Origin of the sequence: Salmonella sp. 2018103 (assembly GCF_026247685.1) — a bacterium.
Taxonomy (GTDB): domain Bacteria; phylum Pseudomonadota; class Gammaproteobacteria; order Enterobacterales; family Enterobacteriaceae; genus Salmonella; species Salmonella enterica.
The window spans coordinates 602,294-625,005 of sequence record NZ_CP111029.1 but is presented as its reverse complement, the minus strand read 5'-3'; the positions used below and the strand labels follow the sequence as shown (position 1 = coordinate 625,005).

At 51.7% G+C, this 22,712-nt stretch carries 17 protein-coding genes and 1 other RNA gene; 7 read left to right on the top strand and 11 right to left on the bottom strand.

The features are described 5' to 3' along the window. Window positions 1-8: 8 nt before the first annotated feature. The 11 genes from OLG56_RS02990 to garL form a co-directional block, all read right to left on the bottom strand. Window positions 9-1,340: an SLC5/6 family protein gene (locus OLG56_RS02990; protein WP_000443189.1), complete on the bottom strand. Its 1,332-nt coding sequence runs from the start codon at window positions 1,338-1,340 to the stop codon at window positions 9-11. A gap of 315 nt (window positions 1,341-1,655) precedes the next feature. Continuing rightward, window positions 1,656-3,020: an L-serine ammonia-lyase gene (tdcG, locus tag OLG56_RS02985; protein WP_000622071.1), complete on the bottom strand. Its 1,365-nt coding sequence runs from the start codon at window positions 3,018-3,020 to the stop codon at window positions 1,656-1,658. 69 nt (window positions 3,021-3,089) lie between these two features. After that, window positions 3,090-5,384 (bottom strand): formate C-acetyltransferase, encoded by a 2,295-nt coding sequence (pflB, locus tag OLG56_RS02980; protein WP_000867314.1) that lies wholly within the window; start codon window positions 5,382-5,384, stop codon window positions 3,090-3,092. Window positions 5,385-5,417: 33 nt separating this feature from the next. Beyond that, entirely contained in the window at window positions 5,418-6,626 is a 1,209-nt protein-coding gene (gene tdcD, locus OLG56_RS02975; RefSeq protein WP_001001855.1) for a propionate kinase, read from the bottom strand. Between the two features lie 66 nt (window positions 6,627-6,692). Continuing rightward, window positions 6,693-8,024 (bottom strand): threonine/serine transporter TdcC, encoded by a 1,332-nt coding sequence (tdcC, locus tag OLG56_RS02970; RefSeq protein WP_000108129.1) that lies wholly within the window; start codon window positions 8,022-8,024, stop codon window positions 6,693-6,695. Window positions 8,025-8,044: 20 nt separating this feature from the next. Then, window positions 8,045-9,034, bottom strand: a complete 990-nt coding sequence (gene tdcB / locus OLG56_RS02965) for a bifunctional threonine ammonia-lyase/L-serine ammonia-lyase TdcB (RefSeq protein ID WP_000548368.1) — start codon at window positions 9,032-9,034, stop codon at window positions 8,045-8,047. Window positions 9,035-9,131: 97 nt separating this feature from the next. Further along, entirely contained in the window at window positions 9,132-10,070 is a 939-nt protein-coding gene (tdcA, locus tag OLG56_RS02960; protein ID WP_001094907.1) for a transcriptional regulator TdcA, read from the bottom strand. A 1,410-nt stretch (window positions 10,071-11,480) separates the two neighbouring features. Next, window positions 11,481-11,855, bottom strand: an RNA gene (gene rnpB, locus OLG56_RS02955) — RNase P RNA component class A. 32 nt (window positions 11,856-11,887) lie between these two features. Then, a complete protein-coding gene (gene garK, locus OLG56_RS02950; protein ID WP_000706458.1) occupies window positions 11,888-13,033 on the bottom strand; it encodes a glycerate 2-kinase in 1,146 nt (381 codons plus the stop codon). Window positions 13,034-13,130: 97 nt separating this feature from the next. Further along, the gene (gene garR / locus OLG56_RS02945; RefSeq protein ID WP_000178106.1) at window positions 13,131-14,021 is read right to left on the bottom strand and encodes a 2-hydroxy-3-oxopropionate reductase; all 891 of its coding nucleotides are present in this window, start codon (window positions 14,019-14,021) and stop codon (window positions 13,131-13,133) included. Window positions 14,022-14,046: 25 nt separating this feature from the next. Beyond that, entirely contained in the window at window positions 14,047-14,817 is a 771-nt protein-coding gene (gene garL / locus OLG56_RS02940) for a 2-dehydro-3-deoxyglucarate aldolase (protein WP_001057715.1), read from the bottom strand. A gap of 529 nt (window positions 14,818-15,346) precedes the next feature. Between garL and garD the strand changes: the two genes are divergently transcribed. The 7 genes from garD to gatD all read left to right on the top strand — a co-directional run bounded on the left by garD (window position 15,347) and on the right by gatD (window position 22,679). Further along, window positions 15,347-16,918: a galactarate dehydratase gene (gene garD / locus OLG56_RS02935; RefSeq protein WP_001273722.1), complete on the top strand. Its 1,572-nt coding sequence runs from the start codon at window positions 15,347-15,349 to the stop codon at window positions 16,916-16,918. A 257-nt stretch (window positions 16,919-17,175) separates the two neighbouring features. Beyond that, window positions 17,176-18,030, top strand: a complete 855-nt coding sequence (locus tag OLG56_RS02930) for a tagatose bisphosphate family class II aldolase (protein WP_079900298.1) — start codon at window positions 17,176-17,178, stop codon at window positions 18,028-18,030. A 119-nt stretch (window positions 18,031-18,149) separates the two neighbouring features. After that, window positions 18,150-19,421 (top strand): tagatose-bisphosphate aldolase subunit GatZ, encoded by a 1,272-nt coding sequence (gatZ, locus tag OLG56_RS02925; RefSeq protein ID WP_207011552.1) that lies wholly within the window; start codon window positions 18,150-18,152, stop codon window positions 19,419-19,421. A gap of 14 nt (window positions 19,422-19,435) precedes the next feature. Beyond that, the gene (gene gatA, locus OLG56_RS02920) at window positions 19,436-19,900 is read left to right on the top strand and encodes a PTS galactitol transporter subunit IIA (protein WP_000080444.1); all 465 of its coding nucleotides are present in this window, start codon (window positions 19,436-19,438) and stop codon (window positions 19,898-19,900) included. 30 nt (window positions 19,901-19,930) lie between these two features. Beyond that, the gene (gene gatB / locus OLG56_RS02915; RefSeq protein ID WP_000824293.1) at window positions 19,931-20,215 is read left to right on the top strand and encodes a PTS galactitol transporter subunit IIB; all 285 of its coding nucleotides are present in this window, start codon (window positions 19,931-19,933) and stop codon (window positions 20,213-20,215) included. A 3-nt stretch (window positions 20,216-20,218) separates the two neighbouring features. Further along, window positions 20,219-21,592: a galactitol-specific PTS transporter subunit IIC gene (locus tag OLG56_RS02910; RefSeq protein WP_000490601.1), complete on the top strand. Its 1,374-nt coding sequence runs from the start codon at window positions 20,219-20,221 to the stop codon at window positions 21,590-21,592. 43 nt (window positions 21,593-21,635) lie between these two features. Continuing rightward, on the top strand, window positions 21,636-22,679 hold the full coding sequence (gene gatD, locus OLG56_RS02905) for a galactitol-1-phosphate 5-dehydrogenase (protein WP_000844174.1): 1,044 nt from the start codon (window positions 21,636-21,638) through the stop codon (window positions 22,677-22,679). Window positions 22,680-22,712 lie beyond the last annotated feature (33 nt).

Here is a 22,712-nt window from a genome sequence, read left to right as displayed (position 1 = left end):
CAGGTATATCAAGAGAATGCCAGGAACGGAGAAACGCATAGCAGCAGACCGGTAATAATAATCAGGTACAACGAAGCGCCTTTATATTTGTGCAATGCGGGAACCTTGTAGACCAACCATGCCGGAATTAAACAGCCCACCATACCGAAGATAGGGCTACAAATAGAGGTGAAGCTCAGTACCGGCGCGTTGAGCACAATGGCGCTCCAGGCCAGCAAAATAGCGAAAATCATAATGCCGCGCTGTACCAGATTTTCCTTAATCTTCTCGGCGGGCATTTTGCGGCGCAGGATATTCATCACAATGCCTTGCGTCGCTTCGCGGAATCCTAAGTAAACGCCAAAGAAGGCGGTCATGACGGCAAAAATGTTCAGAATTACGCTAACCACTTTGACCCAGCCAGCGCCATCGCCGCTAATAAACTGCGCGGCGATCGCCAGGGCGGAAATATTCTGCTCGTAGGCTTTCACCGCTTCGTCATGCCCCATCGCCAGGGTGAAGGAAACCGCATAGAAAAATACGGTAACGAACAAGACGCCAAACGCGATATTCATGGCGCGCAACGCTTTATGACGTGCGACCTCAATAGATTTTTCGCGTGAACGGTAAGAGATCACCATTGGGCTTAACGTCTGGATAAATAAAATCGAGGTCAGCGTAAATGGCAGGGTAATAATGGCGTTTTTAATCAGCAGGGCCATCGGCGGCAGCGCGCCAATGTTATACAGATGCCACATACCCACCATGGAGACGCCCAGCGCCGCTACTACCAGTAGCTTGGTCAGCACCATGCCGGTGGAAATTTTGAACAGTAATTTTTCACCGCGTGAGGAAATCGCCACCAGGATGCAGATCAGCACCAGACCATAAAACGGACTATCGGAAAGTAATCCTTCCGTTACGCCGAAAGTATGCAGATAAGAGGCGCTGTCGTTAGTAATCGCCGTAGAATAGACGAACATCCAGATGACGAGCATTACAAAGTACAGCGCGCCTAATAAAATACCCCAGTTTTTGCCCAGATAGCCGCTGATCACGCTGGGGTAGTCTTTACATTCCGGGGATTCCGCCAGCGTATTAATAAACAGCCGCTGGAACAGGTACATGGCCGGATAGCCAATAATAGAAGAGAGTAAAAAGACCCAAAGTCCCATCAGGCCAACCTGGACAGGAAGAAAAACGATTCCTGCGCCGATCGCCATCCCGATACTCATAATGACCCAACCGGTGTCGGTACTATCAAATTTGATGGCTTCACGCCATTCGCTTTCTGTCATCCCTGCCCGACGCGCCGGGGCTGATGCGTCGAGGATTACGCTGGTATTACTAGCCGATTCCATAAAATTCTCGCTCAATGTGTAGGTAGAGGTTTTTTTTATTTTTCGTGCCGCAGCAAGGCGATATGCAGAACGTGAGGTGCAGGTACTTTCTTGTAATAAGAAAATCATACGCGCACGATAAGAGAAAAACTTACCAATAAAACACCTGCATTTCTTGTGGGTTAAGAATTCTTTTCTATTTACTATTGGTTTAATGTTGTTATTTTCTCTATTTGACGCACATCACAACAAAAAAGGGCGCACATTGGTGCGCCCTTTTCTCAGCTTCTGTCTTCTGCGTTATCCCATAGCCTGCTCACTCTGCGCCTGTCGGGCCTATCCACAAACGACTTTAATCGCCAGACCGCCGCGCGACGTCTCGCGATATTTGTCGTTCATGTCTTTACCCGTTTCGTACATGGTTTCGATCACTTTATCGAGCGAAACCCGCGGCTCAGAGGTTCGGCGTAGCGCCATTCGCGCCGCATTTACCGCTTTAACGGCGTTAATCGCATTACGTTCAATACAAGGGATTTGCACCTGACCCGCCACCGGGTCACAGGTGAGGCCAAGGTTATGCTCCATCGCAATTTCCGCCGCAATACAGACCTGCGCCGGGCTACCGCCCAGCAGTTCTGTCAGCCCCGCCGCCGCCATCGAACACGCGACGCCAACCTCGCCCTGACACCCCACTTCCGCGCCGGATATCGAGGCGTTCATCTTGTACAGCATGCCAATCGCCCCCGCCGACAACAGATAACGGGCGATAGAGTTGGCATTGACCGGACGACGGAATTTGTCGTAATAGGCCAGCACCGCAGGAATAATGCCGCACGCGCCGTTGGTCGGCGCGGTGACCACTCGCCCGCCCGCCGCGTTCTCTTCGCTCACGGCCAGGGCGAACATGTTAATCCAGTCGATGACGTTCATCGGATCGCGGGAGAGATTATCGCTGGAGACCAGCAGACGCCGTAACGCTACCGCGCGGCGTGGAACGTTCAGCGGCCCCGGCAGCACGCCCTCAGTATTCATGCCACGTTCAATTCCGGTCGCCATCACCTGCCAGATGCGGGCAAAGCCAGCGTCAATCTGCTCTTTGCTCCGCAACGCCAGTTCATTTTGCATCATCAGGCCGGAAACCGAGAGCCCCTGTCTTTCACACAGCGTCAGCAGTTCGCTGGCGGAATGAAAATCATACGGCACCGATTTTTCTACGTCGTGCGACTGACCAAAGCGTTCCTCTTCGACAATAAAGCCGCCGCCAATAGAGTAATACGTTTTGTGCAAAAGCGGCGTTTGCCCGTGCCAGGCGGTAATTCGCATACCGTTTTCATGGCGCGCCAGGGTTTCAGCGTGAAAGAGAATACTGTCGGCGACGGGAAAATCCACCACATGCGCGCCACCCGCCACCGATAAACGGCTGCTGCGGGCAACCTCCTGGATAAACGCCGGAATGCTATCAATATTGACATCCTGCGGCGTATTGCCCGCCAGGCCCATAATGATGGCGGTATCGGTCGCGTGGCCTTTGCCCGTCAGCGATAGCGATCCGTAAAGATCAACCGTGATGCGCGTCGTTCGCGGCAGGTCGCCGCTGTCGATCAGCCGATCGATAAAACATTTTCCTGCATTCATTGGCCCTACGGTATGGGAGCTTGAAGGTCCAATGCCAATCTTAAAAATATCAAATGCGCTAATCATATCTCCCCCTAAGATTACCGTTCAGTGAAGATCCGTCGCGGGGCGATCCACACGATCGCCCCGTTCACGTTACATCGCCTGAGTAAAGGTGCGCGAAATAACGTCCTGTTGCTGCTCACGAGTCAGCGCATTGAAGCGCACGGCATAGCCGGAAACGCGGATCGTCAGGTTCGGGTAGTTTTCCGGATGTTCAATCGCATCCAGCAACATTTCACGGTTCATGACATTGACGTTCAGATGCTGCCCGCCTTCTACCTGTGCTTCATGATGGAAATAGCCGTCCAGCAGGCCGACAAGATTGGTTTTCCGCACCGCATCTTCTTTCCCGAGCGCCGCAGGCACAATCGAGAAGGTGTACGAAATACCGTCTTTGGCGTAGGTAAACGGCAGTTTCGCCACCGACGTCAGCGAGGCCACCGCCCCTTTGCGGTCACGACCGTGCATCGGGTTCGCCCCCGGCGCGAACGGCGTTCCGGCGCGGCGTCCATCCGGCGTATTGCCGGTCTTCTGCCCGTACACGACGTTCGAGGTGATGGTCAAAATGGACTGCGTCGGCACCGCATTGCGATACGTCGGCAACACACTAATTTTTTGCATAAAGCGTTTCACCAGGTCGCAGGCGATGCTGTCCACGCGCTCATCGTTGTTGCCGTACTGCGGATACTCGCCTTCAATAGCGAAGTCGATGGCAAGGCCGTTTTCGTCGCGGATCGGCTTCACCTGAGCGTACCTGATGGCGGACAGGGAATCCGCCGCCACCGACAGTCCGGCGATGCCGCACGCCATCGTCCGATACACATCACGGTCGTGCAGCGCCATCAGCGAAGCTTCATAGCTGTACTTATCGTGCATGTAGTGAATGATGTTCAGCGCGCTAATGTACTGCACCGCCAGCCAGTCCATAAAATGGTCGAGGCTCTCCATTACCGCGTCGTAATCCAGCACCTCATCCGTTAACGGCGCGGTTTTCGGCCCAACCTGGATTTTCAGTTTCTCGTCAACGCCGCCATTGATAGCGTACAGCAACGTTTTGGCAAGGTTGGCGCGCGCGCCGAAGAACTGCATCTGCTTACCGATGACCATCGGGCTGACGCAACAAGCGATGGCGTAATCGTCGCTGTTAAAGTCGGTACGCATTAAATCGTCGTTTTCATACTGCAAAGATGAGGTCACGATGGAGACCTGCGCAGCATATTTTTTGAATGCCACCGGCAACGCTTCTGACCACAGTATGGTCAGGTTCGGCTCCGGCGCTGGCCCCATCGTGTGCAGGGTATGCAGATAACGGAAGGAGTTCTTCGTCACCAGCGTGCGGCCATCAAGCCCCATCCCGCCAATAACTTCGGTGGCCCAGATCGGATCGCCGGAAAAGAGCGAGTCAAATTCCGGCGTGCGCAGGAAGCGCACCATGCGGATCTTCATGATGAAATGGTCGATCAGTTCCTGCGCCTGCTGCTCTGTCAGAAGGCCCGCGTTGAAATCGCGCTCAATGTAGATATCAAGGAACGAGGCGGTTCTTCCCAGCGACATTGCACCGCCATTTTGCGATTTTACCGCCGCCAGATAAGCGAAGTAGAGCCACTGTACCGCTTCCTGCGCGTTCCGCGCCGGGCGGGAGATATCATAGCCGTATTTCGCCGCCATCTCCTGCATTTGCAGCAGCGCGCGACGATGCTCCGCCAACTCCTCACGCAGGCGAATCGTCGCCTCAAGATTCTGTCCCTGCTCCAGATTCGACTGCAGATCGGCGAATTGCAGCTCGCGTTCGCGCACCAGATAACGGATGCCATACAGCGCGACGCGACGATAATCGCCAATAATGCGCCCGCGACCATAACCATCCGGCAAACCGGTTAATACGCCGGATTTACGGCAGCGCAGCATATCCGGCGAGTAAACATCGAATACGCCCTGATTATGGGTTTTCCGCAGGTCGGTAAAGGTATATTCAAAATCGGCGTCCATTTCGCGGCCATAAGCGTGGAATGAACTTTTGATCATGTTAACGCCGCCAAACGGATGCAAAGCGCGTTTAAGCGGCTTATCCGTTTGTAAACCGACGATTTTTTCCAGATCTTTTTCAATATATCCCGCATCGTGCGCGGTAATCGTCGTCGCGATGTTGGTATCGAAATCCACCGGCGCATGGGTCGCGTTCTCGATACGTATTCCCGCCATCACCTTTTCCCACAGCGCCGTGGTCGCTGGCGTCGCGTCGGCGAGAAAAGATTCATCCCCCTCATAGGGCGTATAGTTATGCTGAATAAAATCACGGACATTAATTTCTTCTTTCCAGTCCGTACCTTTAAAATCACGCCATGCTTCGGCATACAGCATATCGCTGGTATCGATATTTACCTTCATGAAAAATAATCTCTCTACAGAACAGCCGTTAAGTTATGCAAATTCCACTGGTGCTTTCACGTTGCCTAAATGAATGGCATCAAGAGCAATCATTTTCTCTTCATTCGTGGGAATAACAGCGCAAATAACCTGAGAAGGGTTAGCGGAAATAATGCGCTCGCCGTGAGAATTCGGCTGCTTATTCATTTCAACGTCTAACGTAAGCCCCAGCACGCCCAAATGTTCAATTACCAACTGGCGAATTAATACTGAATTTTCACCAATACCGCCGGTAAAAATAATGCCATCCAACCGATGTAACGATGCCGCGTGTCCGGCAATATGACGGGCGATACGGTGGACAAATGTTTTTATCGCTAACCGGGCGCGCTCATGTCCTTCGTGCCAGGCTTTTTCCAGGACTCTAAGGTCGGATGACAACCCGGAGATGCCGAGCAAACCGGACTCTTTATTCACCACTCGCTCCAGATCGCTCAACGTCTGCCCGGTTTCTTTGGCTATCCACGCCATCGCGCCGAAATCAACGTCGCCGCTGCGAGTACCCATCATCAGCCCCTCAAGCGGCGTCATCCCCATTGAGGTATCCACGCTCTGACCATTGCGTACCGCGCAGATAGACGCCCCATTGCCCAGATGCGCGACAATCAGACCCGAGTTTTTTTCATCGAGGTCAAGCAGTTCATACGCGCGCCGCGAAACATAGCGATGCGACGTACCGTGAAAGCCGTAGCGACGCACACCCAGACTGGAAAAATACTCCCACGGCAATCCGTATAAATAGGCTTCCGGCGCCAGCGTCTGGTGGAAACTGGTATCAAATACCGCCACTTGCCGCACGGCCGGGAAAAGGTGCCGCGCCGCGTCAATGCCGCTTAAATTAGCGTAATTATGCAGCGGCGCTAAAGGCGATACCCGACGAATATTATCGATAATCTCATCGGTAATAATGACGGACTGCGTAAATAGCTCTCCACCGTGCGCGATACGGTGACCAATTAATGCCACGCTATCCGTTAAATCACGTTTTTCCAGCTCAAAGGCAATGGCTTTTAACGCGTCCTCATAATTAGAGTGCGCGAGGTTTATCGGCTTATCGCCATTAATAGATAAAAAGGCGTTTTCAGTATTCATTCCATCTGCTATTCCCGCCATTAAAACATCACAGGTAGCGACATCCAGTACAGAGAATTTGATAGAAGATGATCCGCAATTAATGACCAGAACGACCGGAAATTCATTCATGTAGTGCCTCCGTCGATGTCAGCCTGCGTCCGCGCCCTGGGGTGGAACGCAGGCTAAACGTGAGGATTAGAACAATTTGTAGACAATATTCAGGATGGTCAGCAGACCAATCAGGGTGACGAACACGTTATCCAGACGACCACGGTACTTCGCCAGCGACGGCGCTTTACGAATGGCGTACATCGGCAGCAGGCATAACAGCGAGGCGATAATCGGCGCGCCCATCGCTTCAATCAGGTCCAGAATGTTCGGGTTTGCGTAAGCTACGACCCAGGTAGACCCCATAATGAAGATCATGCTGATGGTATTAAGCTTGCCCATAGAGACTTTGGTTTTATCGCCTTTATAACCGAATTTCAGCACCAGGCCGTTCAGCCCTTCCAGCGTCCCCAGGTAGTGACCGAAGAAAGATTTGAAAATAGCAACCAGCGCGATGATAGACGCGCCATACTCCAGCACCGTTGCAAAAGTGGATTTTGTCCCCGACAAAGAGGCGAAATGGTTGGCCAGGTAGGAAAGTACCGGAATGTTCTGCGCTTTCGCATCCGCCATGTTCTGTGGAGAGAGCGTAAACAGGCAGCTAAAGGCGAAGAACATCACCACGGCGACCATCAGCATACTGGCGCGCGAGATGATCTGTGAACATTTACGCTCGGTAAATTCGCGGCCAAACTCTTTCTCATACTCTTCCCGCTTAGACACCACGAAGGAAGAGACGATAGGCGAAAAGTTAAAGGAGAACACCATGATAGAGATGCCCAGCCACACCGTAACCAGTATGCCATCATGCCCGGTCAGCGCGATATTACTGAGATCAACCTGATCGATAACCGCCGAGTTCCAGTAAGGAATCAGCGATAATGAGATTAGCACCAGACTGGCGATAAACGGCCATACCAGGTAACTCATCACCTTAACCATCAGATCTTTACCAAACCAGATCACAAAGGCCATCAGCAGCAGCAAGAACAGCGCCACGAAACCGCGATTCAACGCTGGCATCTGCAACTGGTTTTCCCAAAACGTCATGAACGTATTAGTAATGGTGACGCCATAAATCCACAGCAGCGGACAAATCGCAAAGAAGTAAAGGAACGTGATAACTACCCCGCCCGTTTTACCAAAGTGCTCTTCGACCGTTTCCGTAATATTGCCGGACGGATTAGATCCGGATAAACACAGACGCGCCAGCGCCCGGTGACAATAGAACGCAATGGGGTAAGCTAAAACCAGCATCAGCAGAATGGGGATAAGCCCGCCAAACCCGGCGCGGATAGGGAAAAACAGCACCCCGGCGCCAATGGCGGTACCAAATAAACCCAGCGTCCACGTCGTGTCCGATTTACGCCATGACGACTGTTTTGCCTGGCTGGATACAATGCTATCAGTAGTACTCATATCCTATCCTCACGAAAAGATTAAGCGTCAACTAAACCCGTAATTTGTGATACACGAGAAAGATCGATATTGCCGCCAGAAATAATACTGACCGTTTTTCTGTTCTGAATATGGCTATCTAATTTCCCGCTTAATAGTGCAGCGCAGGCCAGAGCGCCAGCGCCTTCAGTAATAACCTTATTGCGCTGAATTAAAGCGATCATGCTGTTACGAATTTCATCTTCGCTAACCAGGACAATGTCATCGACTAATTCACGAACGATTTCATAGGTTAAATTACCCGGGCGGGAGACATCACAACCATCCGCCAGGGTGCCGGTCGTTCGGTGCGTGGTTATTTCGCCAGCGTAATAAGACGCCGCCATACCGTGAACATTTTCGGCCTGTACGCCGATAACTTTAATGGTCGGGTTAATCGATTTAATCGCAATGGCAATACCTGCAATTAAACCGCCGCCGCCAATAGGCACGATGACATTATCGACATCGTACAGATCTTCCATAATTTCCAGACCAATAGTGCCCTGTCCGGCAATGACTTTTGGATCGTCGTAAGGCGGAATAAAAATGCGGCCTTCGGTTTCGACAATTTCACTCACCTTAGCAATGGTGTCATTGAAGTTGTCACCGTGGAGCACCACTTCCGCCGAATAATCACAGGTGGCCGCCACTTTTGACTTTGGCGCGCCCTTCGGCATCACGACTTTGCCGTCAATACCCAGCATTGCGCAAGAAAGAGAAACGCCCTGTGCATGATTACCTGCGGAACAGGCCACGACGCCTTTACGTTTTTCCGCCTCCGTTAACGAGCTAAGTTTGTTAAAAGCGCCACGAATTTTAAATGAACCCGTACGCTGCATATTTTCAAACTTGAGAAATATTTCGCCTTTGCAACGTTCACTAAAATAGTTAGAGCGAGGCATTCCCGTTTTATATATCTTCCCCGCCAGTCTTTTTTTCGCTTCGAGGATATCTTCAATTGCAACCGGGAGATCGTATGTAATGTGCATTATAACCTCTTAACCTGGGTATTAAAAATAAGTTACCGTTGCCCACTGTTCAAAAGAAACAGGTGACGTCAATTTCGCTAAATATGTTTATTCCATATCATTCAATTTCTATTAACTGCCTGCGTCTGCATCCATTATATGATGAATATTGTTTAGCCAATTCTACTAATACTGAAGCGGCTTTTTTGATACGATAATTTTTAGACCATACCGCCGCATAACGTGCAACGGGTAATGTGTCTTTGATTGGTATCGTGATAAATTGATTAGAGCCAAAAGGCGTGGTCATATCGCAGGGAATAACAGTTAAGAAATCAGCATTGAGAACAAGATTATATATTGTGACGACGGAATCTGTTTTAACAATGTTTTCGATGCTGATGCCATTTCGTTGTAGAGTGGTGAGTAATTCGCTGTAGTAGCCCATATTCGTTTGCGGCAACACCCACTGTTCGTCTTTTAACGATTCCAGTGTGATGGTGCCGGTGCATGTTCGGGACTTGCTGGCTACCAGGACAAACTCTGATTCAAACAGCGGCTCGACATGCAGATCCTGTAGCTGCATTTCATTACTGAGCGTACCGATAGCAAAGTCCAGCCGCCCGTCGCGCAGGGCCGGCAGGAATGAAGAGAGCTGGGCTTCGTACATGGATACTTGCGCTTTTGGAAAGACCTCTTTGAACTTATGAATCATATCGGACATGAAGGTAAAGCCAATCAGCGAAGGAAAGCCAAACGAGACGTCGACAACGGTATTGCACGTCATACTGTTCATCTCGTTGATCATGTTTTTCATTTCGCGGGTGATAGATTCAGACCAGGAAAGCAGTACCTGTCCCGCTTCGGTCAACGTAACGCCGGTATTTTTGCGTACAATTAGCTCAACGCCAAAATAGGCCTCAACATCGCTAATGATTTTACTGACGGCGGGCTGGGTTAACCCTAACGATTTTGCGGCAGAACCGATAGAACCACTTCTAATGACTTCCTGAAAGACCACCAAATGCTGTGTTTTAGGGAGAACAAGAGTATTCATATCTACCGCTCTGAAATAACATTGTGAACGGCAGGAAGTGTAGCAAATTAAATCTTAAAGGTTATGTGCGACCACTCACAAATTAACTTGCCGCAATTTTTACATGGTCTTTATTAAATAAATAAAACCTATTATTTCAATAAGTTGCAAAAATAAAGCAGTAACTTAGTCTGATTTCAATCAAAAAACAGGGTCGGGATAACGATATATTATGGCGATAACCAGTCTATTTTACCTCCTATTTTCGACATCCTATGAAGACGATATTTCAATCAATTACGGGACATTTTATCGACAATTCCAGCGTTAAATTTAAAGCGTAATTTCTCAAATTTAAGTATAAACCGGAGGTAAATGCGCTTAAAAACCGTTACGCGTCACATTTTTTTACCTTATTTGTTTGTAAAGAAACATTTAATAAAATTTTAACCAAAATATTTCATACATTTAATTTTCATTTACAACAAATAATTTACACCGCTTTCTTGCTGTTTTTCAGGATGTAATTTTGTGAAAGAAATCGATTGCTTTTCACTTCAACTAAAAAGAGCGCAGTCTATAGCGTTTTGTGTTTCTCATCACAAAAACGAATAATATTATGTCACCACGGCTGTCAATTAATTGCCGGATAGTGACGCTGGCGTCTTCTGCAACCTCTATACCCTTCACCGGCCTGATAAGCAAAAACCCGCCAGCTTACACTGACGGTTTTTTGCATGAAGAGATGAAACTGACCGATAAGCCGCTTTCTTTTGGGTATAGCGTCGTGGACAGTCATTCATCCTGTCGCCCTGTAAAAGCAAAAACCCGCCAGCTTACACTGACGGATTTTATGAAGAGGTGAAACTGACCGATAAGCCGCTTTCTTTTGGGTATAGCGTCGTGGACAGCCATTCATCCTGCCGCCCGGTAAAAGCATAAACCCGCCAGCTTACACTGACGGATTTTATGAAGAGGTGAAACTGACCGATAAGCCGCTTTCTTTTGGACATAGCGTCGTGGACAGTCATTCATCCTGCCGCCCGGTAAAAGCAAAAACCCGCCAGCTTACACTGACGGGTTTTATGAAGAGGTGAAACTGACCGATAAGCCGCTTTCTTTTGGGTATAGCGTCGTGGACAGTCATTCATCCTGTCGCCCTGTAAAAGCAAAAACCCGCCAGCTTACACTGACGGATTTTATGAAGAGGTGAAACTGACCGATAAGCCGCTTTCTTTTGGGTATAGCGTCGTGGACAGCCATTCATCCTGCCGCCCTGTAAAAGCAAAAACCCGCCAGCTTACACTGACGGGTTTTATGAAGAGGTGAAACTGACCGATAAGCCGCTTTCTTTTGGGTATAGTGTCGTGGACAGTCATTCATCCTGTCGCCCTGTAAAAGCAAAAACCCGCCGAAGCGGGTTTTATGAAGAAGTGAAACTGACCGATAAGCCGGGTTCTGTCGTGGACAGTCATTCATCTAGGCCAGCAATCGCTCACTGGCTCAAGCAGCCTACCCGGGTTCAGTACGGGCCGTACCTTATGAACCCCTATTTGGCCTTGCTCCGGGTGGAGTTTACCGTGCCACGGACTGTTACCAGCCGCGCGGTGCGCTCTTACCGCACCCTTTCACCCTTACCTGATCCCACTTGCGTGGGCCATCGGCGGTTTGCTCTCTGTTGCACTGGTCGTGGGTTTCCCCCCCAGGCGTTACCTGGCACCCTGCCCTATGGAGCCCGGACTTTCCTCCCCTCCGCCCGTCTCCCCGAAAGGACGACGACGAAGCGGCGACTGTCTGGTCAGCTTCGGCGCGCAGTATAGAGGGTTCGCGCGACTTTGTCACCCTGCGCTGCGCATTCCTATCGCCAGAGCGGCAGCAACATTTCTGGATGCCCGATAAATATTGTCAAAAGCGCCCCGAAAAGCCTCCTCCAGCGTCACGATGCGCGTGAGTACGCTAAAGACAGCGTCGATGCCATAGTGATGCACTATCCCTACATCGTGCGTCAGGCTGCCGGCAATGCCAATCACTGGCTTATGATATTTTTTCGCCACATTCGCGACGCCAATCGGCACTTTACCGCGAATACTTTGGCTATCAATCCGTCCTTCTCCCGTCACCACCAGCGTACAGTCGTGGATATGCTCCTCCAGGTTCAGTGCCGCCGTGACAATTTCGATCCCGCTGCGTAATTCCGCACCGAGAAAAGCCATTAACGCCGCCCCCATACCGCCTGCCGCGCCTGCGCCGGGCGCCGCCTTTACGTCGACATTCAGCGATTTTTTTATGATGTCGGCATAGTGAGCAAGATTTCTGTCCAGCTCAACAATGTTCTCTTCGGTCGCGCCTTTCTGCGGCCCAAAAATTCGTGATGCGCCGTTGTCGCCGATCAGAGGATTAGAGACATCGCAAGCGACACGAATAGCGCAGAGTTTTAAACGGGGATCGAGCTCTGAAATATCAATGTCGCTTAGACAATGAAGGCTTCCGCCACCGTAACCGATATCCGCGCCGTTTGCATCGCGCAGTTTTGCGCCTAACGCCTGCATCATCCCCGCGCCGCCATCATTTGTCGCGCTGCCGCCAATGCCGATAATGATATTGCTTGCGCCGCTTTCCAGCGCCTGCAATATCAGCTCCCCCGTTCCCCGCGAGGTAGTAATCAAAGGGTTGCGTTTTTCTGGCGGAACCAGCGCCAGTCCGCTGGCCGCCGCCATTTCAATAAACGCGGTTTTACCATCCCCGGACATTCCCCAGCAGGCTTTCACTTTTTCACCCAACGGCCCGGTCACCCATGCGGCGCGTTCAACGCCCTGCGTCGCGGCAATCATGGCTTCGACCGTTCCTTCGCCGCCATCGGCAACCGGAACAGAGACATATTGCGCATCGGGGAAAATTTCCCGAAATCCTTTTTCTATCGCCTGCGCTACCTCGGCGGCAGAAAGGCTTTCTTTGTAGGAGTCGGGGGCAATTACGATTTTCATAGTGGTAGCCTGTTACTGCACAACGCCGGATGGCGTTTCACTTATCCAGCCTGAAATTCAGGCCCGGATCGCTACACGCCATCCGGGCACAACGTCGTTAGCGAGTGACTTCCACTTTCGCCAGTTTTTCGTAGTAGCACGCCAGCGCGCTATGGTCGTCATTACCGTGTCCATCCGCGCGTAACGCCTGCATCATTTCCATAACGGCGGCGGTCAGCGGGAGCTGCGCGCCAACGCCGTGGGAGGTATCCAGCGCATTCGCCAGATCTTTAATGTGCAGATCGATACGGAAACCTGGCTTAAAGTTTCGGTCCATGACCATCGGCGCTTTCGCATCCAGTACCGTGCTGCCAGCCAGACCGCCGCGAATCGCCTGATAGACCAGATCCGGGTTGACGCCCGCTTTAGTCGCCAGCGTCAGCGCTTCAGACATGGCGGCGATATTCAACGCCACGATCACCTGGTTAGCCAGTTTTGTGACGTTGCCTGCGCCGATATCGCCGGTATGCACCACGGAACCCGCCATCGCTTTCATCAGGTCGTAGTACTTGTCGAAAATGGCTTTATCGCCCCCCACCATCACCGACAACGTGCCATCAATCGCCTTCGGCTCGCCGCCGCTGACCGGCGCATCCAACATCTCAACGCCCTTCGCCTTCAGCGCATCGCTGATTTCACGGCTTGCCAGCGGCGCGATAGAACTCATATCAATCAATACGGTTCCCGGCTTCGCGCCTTCGATGATACCGTTCTCGCCCAGCGCAACCTCTTTCACATGCGGAGAGTTAGGCAGCATCGTGATGATGACGTCACACTGTTCAGCGATCGCCTTCGCCGTAGAGGCCGTTTCCGCGCCTGCGGCAATGACGTCGGCAATCGCTTCAGGATTACGATCGGACACCACCAGCGAATACCCTGCTTTCAGTAAGTTTTTGCTCATGGGCTTACCCATGATGCCTAAGCCAATAAAGCCAACTTTCATCGTCATAGCGTTCTCTCTTTCCATACCAGGATTATTTTTTAAAGGTGTCGGCAAGCTTCTGCGTGCTGGCGCGGAATGCGCCTAAATCGCTGCCAACGGCGACAAAGGTCGCGCCCCATTCCAGATAACGGCGGGCATCCGCCTCTACCGGCGCCAGAATGCCGCACGGTTTACCGTGCGCTTTAGCGCGGGCGAAAATATGTTGAATCGTCTGCTGCACGTCAGGGTGAGAAGCATTGCCGAGATGACCCAGCGCGGCGGCCAGATCGCTTGGGCCGACAAAAATGCCATCAACGCCTTCCGTTGCGGCGATGGCATCAACATTGTCGACACCCAACTGGCTTTCGATTTGAACAATAATGGTGATGTTTTTGTTCGACTGCGCAAAGTAATCAGGCACCGTACCGAACATATTCGCGCGGTGAGAAACGGAGACGCCGCGAATGCCTTCCGGCGGGTAACGCGTCGAGGCGACGGCGCGAGCCGCTTCCTCTTGCGTTTCAACAAAGGGGATCAGGAAGTTATAAAACCCAATATCCAGCATCCGTTTGATAATGACCGGTTCATTGGTTGGCACACGTACCACAGGCGCGCTGGCGCTGCCTTTCAATGCCATTAACTGCGGAATTAAGGTGGTCACATCGTTCGGCGCATGTTCGCCATCCAGCACCAGCCAGTCAAATCCCGCCAGACCGAGAACTTCGGTGGTGATTGGGCTTGCCAGTGCAGACCAGCAGCCAATCTGCACCTGTTGCGCCGCCAGCGCCGCTTTAAACTTATTCGGGAAAATAGCGTTATTCATCGCTTATACCTTCGCTTATTTCTTTAATTCTCTACATGTGATGCCGCCACCATAACTTATAGCAACGACAATAAAATGCTTATCTGAAATCAGAATGGATCTCCACATTCTATTTCTAATGTGGTACACATCCTGTAGCACAATATACCGTTCTGATATCTTTAGCGTCTTTTATTATTATCATGGTATTTTCAAATAACTCGTCAGATACACTGAATTCGCCATTCAGTATAAACAGCCTATGGCGGATAATCATTGTGCAAACGCTCATTAAAAAGGGATTATTTAACGCTTATTTTTGAGCATACGCCCATGATACTGGGCGCTAATGCACACATTTACGCTTTACCCGGCCTACATAAAAAATTTCATAATTTGCGGTGATCTGGATCACATTCTTATATTTATACTCCTGTCATTCTTATTTCATTATGCATGAACTTTATTTCTTATATTGAGATTTAACGATTTAACCATAACCAAAATAGATAATCCTATTTCTATCATCCAGGCTGGAGAATGTTGAACAATGGCCAATATCGAAATTCGCCAGGAATCGCCATCGGCGTTTTATATAAAAGTACATGAAACCGATAATGTCGCAATTATTGTTAATGACCACGGTCTTAAAGCCGGAACACGTTTTCCGGATGGCCTGGAACTGACTGAACATATTCCGCAAGGCCATAAAGTCGCTCTGACGGATATCCCCGCTCACGGCGAAATCATCCGTTATGGCGAAGTCATCGGTTATGCGGTACGCGACATCCCGCGCGGAAGCTGGATCGACGAGTCGCTGGTTGAACTGCCAAAAGCGCCGCCGCTGAATACGCTACCGTTGGCGACCAAAGTACCGGAACCGCTGCCGCCGCTGGAAGGCTACACGTTTGAGGGCTATCGTAACGCCGATGGCAGCGTCGGCACCAAAAATCTGCTTGGCATTACCACCAGCGTGCACTGTGTGGCGGGCGTGGTCGATTATGTGGTGAAAGTGATTGAGCGCGATCTCCTGCCCAAATACCCGAATGTCGATGGCGTTGTAGGGCTAAACCATCTGTACGGCTGCGGCGTGGCAATCAACGCGCCGGCGGCGGTCGTGCCGATTCGCACGATTCATAATATCGCGCTCAACCCCAATTTTGGCGGCGAAGTGATGGTGATTGGCCTCGGTTGCGAAAAACTGCAGCCGGAACGGCTGCTGGAAGGCACCGAGGATGTTCCCGCCATCGCCGTTGAAAGCGCCAGTATTGTGCGTTTACAGGACGAGCAGCATGTCGGCTTTAAATCAATGGTCGACGATATTTTGCGGGTCGCCGAACGCCATCTGACGAAACTGAACCAGCGCCAGCGCGAAACCTGCCCGGCCTCCGAGCTGGTCGTCGGGATGCAGTGTGGCGGCAGCGATGCGTTTTCCGGCGTCACGGCAAACCCGGCGGTGGGTTATGCTTCCGATCTGTTGGTACGCTGCGGCGCGACCGTCATGTTCTCGGAGGTCACCGAAGTGCGCGATGCCATTCATCTTCTGACGCCGCGCGCCATCAACGAAGCCGTGGGTAAACGCCTGCTGGATGAAATGGCCTGGTACGATAACTATCTTGATATGGGGAAAACCGATCGCAGCGCTAACCCGTCCCCTGGCAACAAAAAAGGCGGCCTGGCGAACGTCGTGGAAAAAGCGTTGGGCTCTATCGCTAAATCGGGTAAGAGCGCCATTGTCGAAGTATTATCGCCGGGCCAGCGCCCCACCAAACGCGGCCTGATTTACGCCGCGACGCCCGCCAGCGATTTCGTCTGCGGCACGCAGCAGGTCGCTTCCGGCATTACCGTACAGGTCTTTACCACCGGACGCGGCACGCCGTACGGGCTGATGGCGGTGCCGGTCATTAAAATGGCGACGCGTACCGAGCTGGCGAACCGCTGGTATGACTTAATGGATATCAATGCCGGCACCATCGCCACGGGTGAAGAGACAATCGAAGATGTGGGCTGGAAGCTGTTTCACTTTATTCTCGATGTCGCCAGCGGCCGGAAAAAGACTTTCTCGGACCAGTGGGGCCTACATAACCAACTGGCGATATTTAACCCGGCACCAGTGACCTGATCCAGTCAGTACCCTTCTCCGAGCAGGGTATAACCGCATAATCTGTAGACCGGGTAAGCGCCAGCGCTACCCGGTATTTTTTCGCCCTTAGTCTGTAGCCTGAAGTATGTCTGCCCGACATGCTTTTTTTACGCCTAACTTTCGATAGCTTCCATTTTATTTCGAAACTTTCATTTATCAGATCAAAATCACAAAAAAACATTCCGAAAGCCTATAAATTCTTTCAAAGAAAACAAACGAAAGATTTCGGAGGAAGGATGTTTATCATTTCAGGCAGAACAATGCTAAAGAAGGCGCAGCAGGAAGGCTATGCTGTGCCGGCGTTTAACATCCACAACCTGGAGACATTGCAAGTGGTGGTGGAAACCGCCGCAGAATTGCGCTCTCCGCTGATTGTCGCCGGTACGCCAGGCACCTTTATCTACGCAGGCGTCGGTAATATCGTGGCTATCGCCGCAGAACTGGCGAAAAGCTGGAACCATCCTCTCGCGGTACATCTCGATCATCATGAAAAACTGGCCGACATCAAAATGAAAGTCGCCGCCGGGGTACGCTCGGTCATGATCGACGGGTCGCATTTCCCCTTTGCCGACAATATTGCGCTGGTGAAAAGCGTGGTTGATTACTGTCATCGCTACGATGTCAGCGTTGAAGCTGAACTTGGGCGTCTCGGCGGGCAGGAAGACGATCTTATCGTTGACGGTAAAGATGCGCTTTATACCCATCCGGAACAGGCCCGGGAATTTGTAGAAAAAACGGGTATCGACTCGTTAGCCATTGCTATCGGCACCGCTCACGGCCTCTACACCGCTGAACCAAAACTTGATTTTGAACGACTGACGGAAATTCGTCAGCGGGTTGATGTCCCCTTAGTCCTTCACGGCGCCTCTGGCCTGCCGACCCGCGATATTACCCGCGCTATTTCGCTGGGCATCTGCAAAGTTAACGTCGCGACCGAGCTTAAAATCGCTTTTTCTGGCGCGCTTAAAAACTATTTAACGCAACACGCAGAGGCCAGCGATCCCCGCCATTACATGATCCCGGCGAAAGCGGCCATGAAAGAGGTTGTACGTAAAGTGATTGCCGACTGCGGTTGTGAAGGGAAGCTCTAAAGCCCCCGGATTTAGCACGGCAAAGGGCGTTTTCATAGCTGGATCACGAAAGCCATTATTATCCTTTGCCTTCAAACCAAAAATATTATGAAGATAAACAAAAGATATCGGAGCCAGAAGTGAAAGAAATAATTTCTCGTCACAAAGCAGGGGAACAGATAGGGATCTGTTCCGTATGTTCAGCACACCCGCTGGTGATTGAATCCGCATTACGTTTTGATCTGAACAACGGGAACAAAGTTCTGATCGAAGCGACCTCTAACCAGGTTAATCAGTTTGGCGGTTATACCGGCATGAAACCGGCTGACTTTCGTGATTTTGTCTATGGCATCGCCCAGGAAGTGGGTTTTTCACGAGAACGGCTTATTTTAGGCGGCGATCACCTGGGACCTAACTGCTGGCAAAACGAACCTGCGGATACGGCGATGGAAAAATCCGTCGAACTCATTAAGGCTTACGTCGCTGCCGGGTTTAGCAAAATCCATCTTGATGCCTCTATGTCCTGCGCTGACGACCCGACGCCGCTGGACCCAATGGTTGTCGCTAAACGCGCCGCCCTGCTTTGCCAGGCAGCGGAAACGACGGCGGCCGACGAACAAAAACGCCATTTAACCTATGTTATCGGCACTGAAGTTCCGGTTCCGGGCGGGGAAGCCAGCGCCATTAACGCCGTACATGTTACCCGCGAACAGGATGCTGCCCGCACGCTGCAAACGCATCAGGCTGCTTTTCGCGCCCTGGGGCTGGATGAGGCATTGAACCGGGTTATCGCGATTGTCGTACAGCCGGGCGTTGAATTTGATCATACCCAGATTATTCATTATCAGCCGCAGGCGGCACAGGCGCTCTCCGCATGGATAAAAGAAACGCCGATGGTCTATGAAGCGCATTCGACTGATTATCAGACGCGACAGGCCTACCGCGCCCTCGTTCGCGATCATTACGCCATTCTGAAGGTCGGCCCGGCGCTCACTTTCGCGCTGCGCGAAGCCATTTTCGCACTTGCGCAAATGGAAAATGAGCTGGTATCCCCAGAACAACGTAGCCGCGTGATGGAAGTTATCGATGAAGTGATGCTAAACGAGCCAGGCTACTGGAAAAAATACTACCGTCCAACCTGGAGCCAGGCGATGGTCGACATCCACTTTAGTTTGTCTGACCGTATTCGCTATTACTGGCCGCACCCGCGTATTCGTCAAAGCGTAGAGAAGTTAATCGCCAATCTGAACAACGTCACATTGCCGCTGGGATTAATTAGCCAGTTTATGCCCGTACAGTTTGAACGCCTGTCTGAGGGCGTGCTCACCCCCACGCCGCATAACCTGATTATTGACAAAATTCAGGATGTTCTGCGCGCTTATCGCTTCGGTTGCACGCCGGATGTCGCCTGAATAATGGAGAATTTATGAGCCAACTATTTGTCCGAACCGGAATCACATTCGACTCGAGCCAACAGGCGCTGGCGCACATTGGCAAAGAGATGCTGGCGAAAGGCGTGGTACATGACAGTTATCCGCAGGCGCTGGTGGAACGTGAAGCGTCTTTTCCTACCGGCATTGCGCTGGAGCGTCACGCCGTCGCTATCCCTCATTGCGAGGCGGTTCATGCGAAATCACCCGCTATCTATCTGATTCGTCCAGATAAGCCGGTCATGTTTCAACAGGCGGATGATGACGAAGAGATTGCCGTTTCGTTAATCATCGCCTTAATCGTTGAAAACCCGGCGGCACAGCTAAAACTTCTGCGCCGCCTGTTTAGTGAGCTACAGAACCCGAGCACCCTCGATGCCCTGTTAAGCGCGCCGGATGCCGAACTGGCGATACGCTTTCAGGAAACCATCCTTGAGCCTGAGCAGTGCGCCCAGGTTTGATAATAAATTGATAATAATGAGGAATACCCTATGAAACGTAAAGTAATTGTGGCCTGTGGCGGTGCGGTTGCAACCTCAACGATGGCTGCGGAAGAAATTAAAGAGCTATGTGATGCCAACCATATTGAGCTCGACTTAGTGCAATGTCGGGTCACCGAAATCGAAACCTATATGGACGGAGCCGATCTTATCTGTACCACTGCCAGGGTCGATCGCGCCTTTGGCGATATTCCCGTCGTTCACGGTATGCCTTTTGTTTCCGGCGTGGGTATTGAAGCATTACAGCAAAAAATTCTGTCCATTCTCATGGGGTAACGTATGTTTAGCGAAATAATGCGTTATATCCTCGACTTAGGCCCAACGGTGATGTTGCCCCTGGTGATCATCGTGTTCTCTAAACTGCTGGGAATGAAGCTTGGGGATTGTTTTAAATCGGGTTTGCATATTGGTATCGGCTTCGTGGGTATTGGTCTGGTCATCGGCCTGATGCTGGATTCTATCGGCCCCGCGGCAAAAGCCATGGCGGAACATTTCCAAATCAATCTCCACGTTATTGACGTCGGCTGGCCGGGTTCATCGCCCATGACCTGGGCGTCACAAATCGCGCTAGTCGCGATCCCTGTCGCTATCGGGGTTAACGTCCTGATGCTGGTGACCCGCATGACCCGCGTGGTGAATGTCGATATCTGGAATATCTGGCACATGACTTTCACGGGCGCCATGCTGCATCTGGCGACCGGTTCATACTGGCTGGGGATTCTGGGCGTTGTGGTTCATGCCGCCTTTGTCTACAAACTGGGGGACTGGTTTGCCAAAGATACCCGCGACTATTTTGGCCTTGAGGGGATTGCTATCCCACACGGTTCATCCGCGTACCTGGGCCCCGTGGCGGTGCTCGTTGATACCATCATCGAAAAAATTCCGGGCCTCAATCGTATTCACTTTAGCGCAGATGATGTCCAGAAACGCTTCGGACCGTTTGGCGAGCCGGTGACTGTCGGCTTCGTGATGGGGCTGGTGATTGGTGTGCTGGCAGGCTACGACGCCAAAGCCGTTCTGCAACTGGCGGTCAAAACCGCAGCGGTGATGCTGCTTATGCCACGCGTCATTAAACCTATTATGGATGGCCTAACGCCTATCGCGAAACATGCGCGTAAACGTCTACAGGCCAAATTTGGCGGGCAGGAGTTCCTGATAGGCCTTGATCCAGCGCTACTGCTCGGTCATACCTCTGTTGTCTCCGCGAGCCTGATATTCATTCCGCTGACCATCCTGATTGCCGTCTTAGTACCGGGGAACCAGGTGCTGCCGTTCGGCGACCTCGCCACCATCGGTTTCTTTATTGCGATGGCGGTCGCGGTACACCAGGGCAACCTGTTCCGCACGCTGATTTCAGGTGTCATTATCATGGGTATCACCCTGTGGATAGCCACCCAGACGATTGGCCTGCATACCCAACTGGCTGCCAATGCCGGAGCGCTAAAAGCTGGCGGACAAGTCGCCTCGCTGGATCAGGGCGGTTCCCCTATCACCTGGCTGCTGATTCAACTTTTTACCTGGCAGAATATCGTCGGCTTCGCCGTCATTGCCATTATCTATCTGGCCGGCGTACTGCTGACCTGGCGTCGCGCCCGACAGTTTGTTGCGGCTGAGAAAGCCACGGCGCTACAGCAAAGTCAAATCGCCTCTTAATTTTAGGGGAGCAATCGCTCCCCTCACCTTCCTGGAGAATGTTATGAAATCAGTGGTTATTCACGCTGAGGGAGACGTGCGCGTTGAAGAACGCCCCTTACCACAACTGCAAGCCGAGGACGATGTGTTGGTCAAAGTCGTTAGCTCAGGGCTTTGCGGGTCGGATATCCCGCGTATTTTCGCGCAGGGCGCCCATTATTATCCTATTACGTTAGGCCATGAATTCAGCGGCTACGTTGAATCCTACGGCACAGGCGTAACGGATATGCAGCCTGGCGATGCCGTCGCTTGTGTCCCGCTTCTTCCCTGCTTTCACTGTCCGCAATGCGAACGCGGTTACTTTTCTTTATGCAAACAGTATCAGTTTGTAGGATCGCGCAGCGAAGGCGGTAATGCGGAATATGTGGTGGTCAAACGGGCCAATCTTTTCCGCTTGCCGTCTGATATGCCGATTGAAGATGGCGCGTTTATCGAACCGATTACCGTGGGCTTACACGCCTTTCATCTGGCGCAGGGCTGCGAGGGGAAAAACGTAATTATCGTTGGTGCCGGGACAATTGGCCTGCTGGCCTTACAGTGCGCGCGGGAACTGGGCGCGCGAAGCGTAACGGCGATTGATATCAATCCGCAGAAACTGGAACTGGCGAAAGCGCTCGGCGCAACGCATACCTGTAATAGCCGGGAAATGACCGCCGACGACATCCAGACCGCGTTGTCCGACATTCAGTTTGATCAACTGGTTCTCGAAACGGCAGGAACTCCCCAGACCGTCTCGCTGGCTATCGATATCGCCGGGCCGCGCGCGCAACTGGCGCTGGTGGGGACGTTACATCACGATCTCACCCTGACAACGCGTACATTCGGGCTAATTTTGCGTAAAGAGCTCACGCTCCTCGGCAGTTGGATGAACTACTCCGCGCCATGGCCAGGAGAAGAATGGGAAACCGCAGCGCGCCTGTTGGCTGAAAAACGTCTTCAACTGACCCCTCTCATTGCCCATCGCGGCGATGCGGAAAGCTTTGCAGAAGCAGTCAAAGCGCTTAATGGCGCGCCCATGCAGGGCAAAATCCTACTTCAACTTTCCTGATGGTACGAGCCAGCAACCTGCGCTGGCTCACAT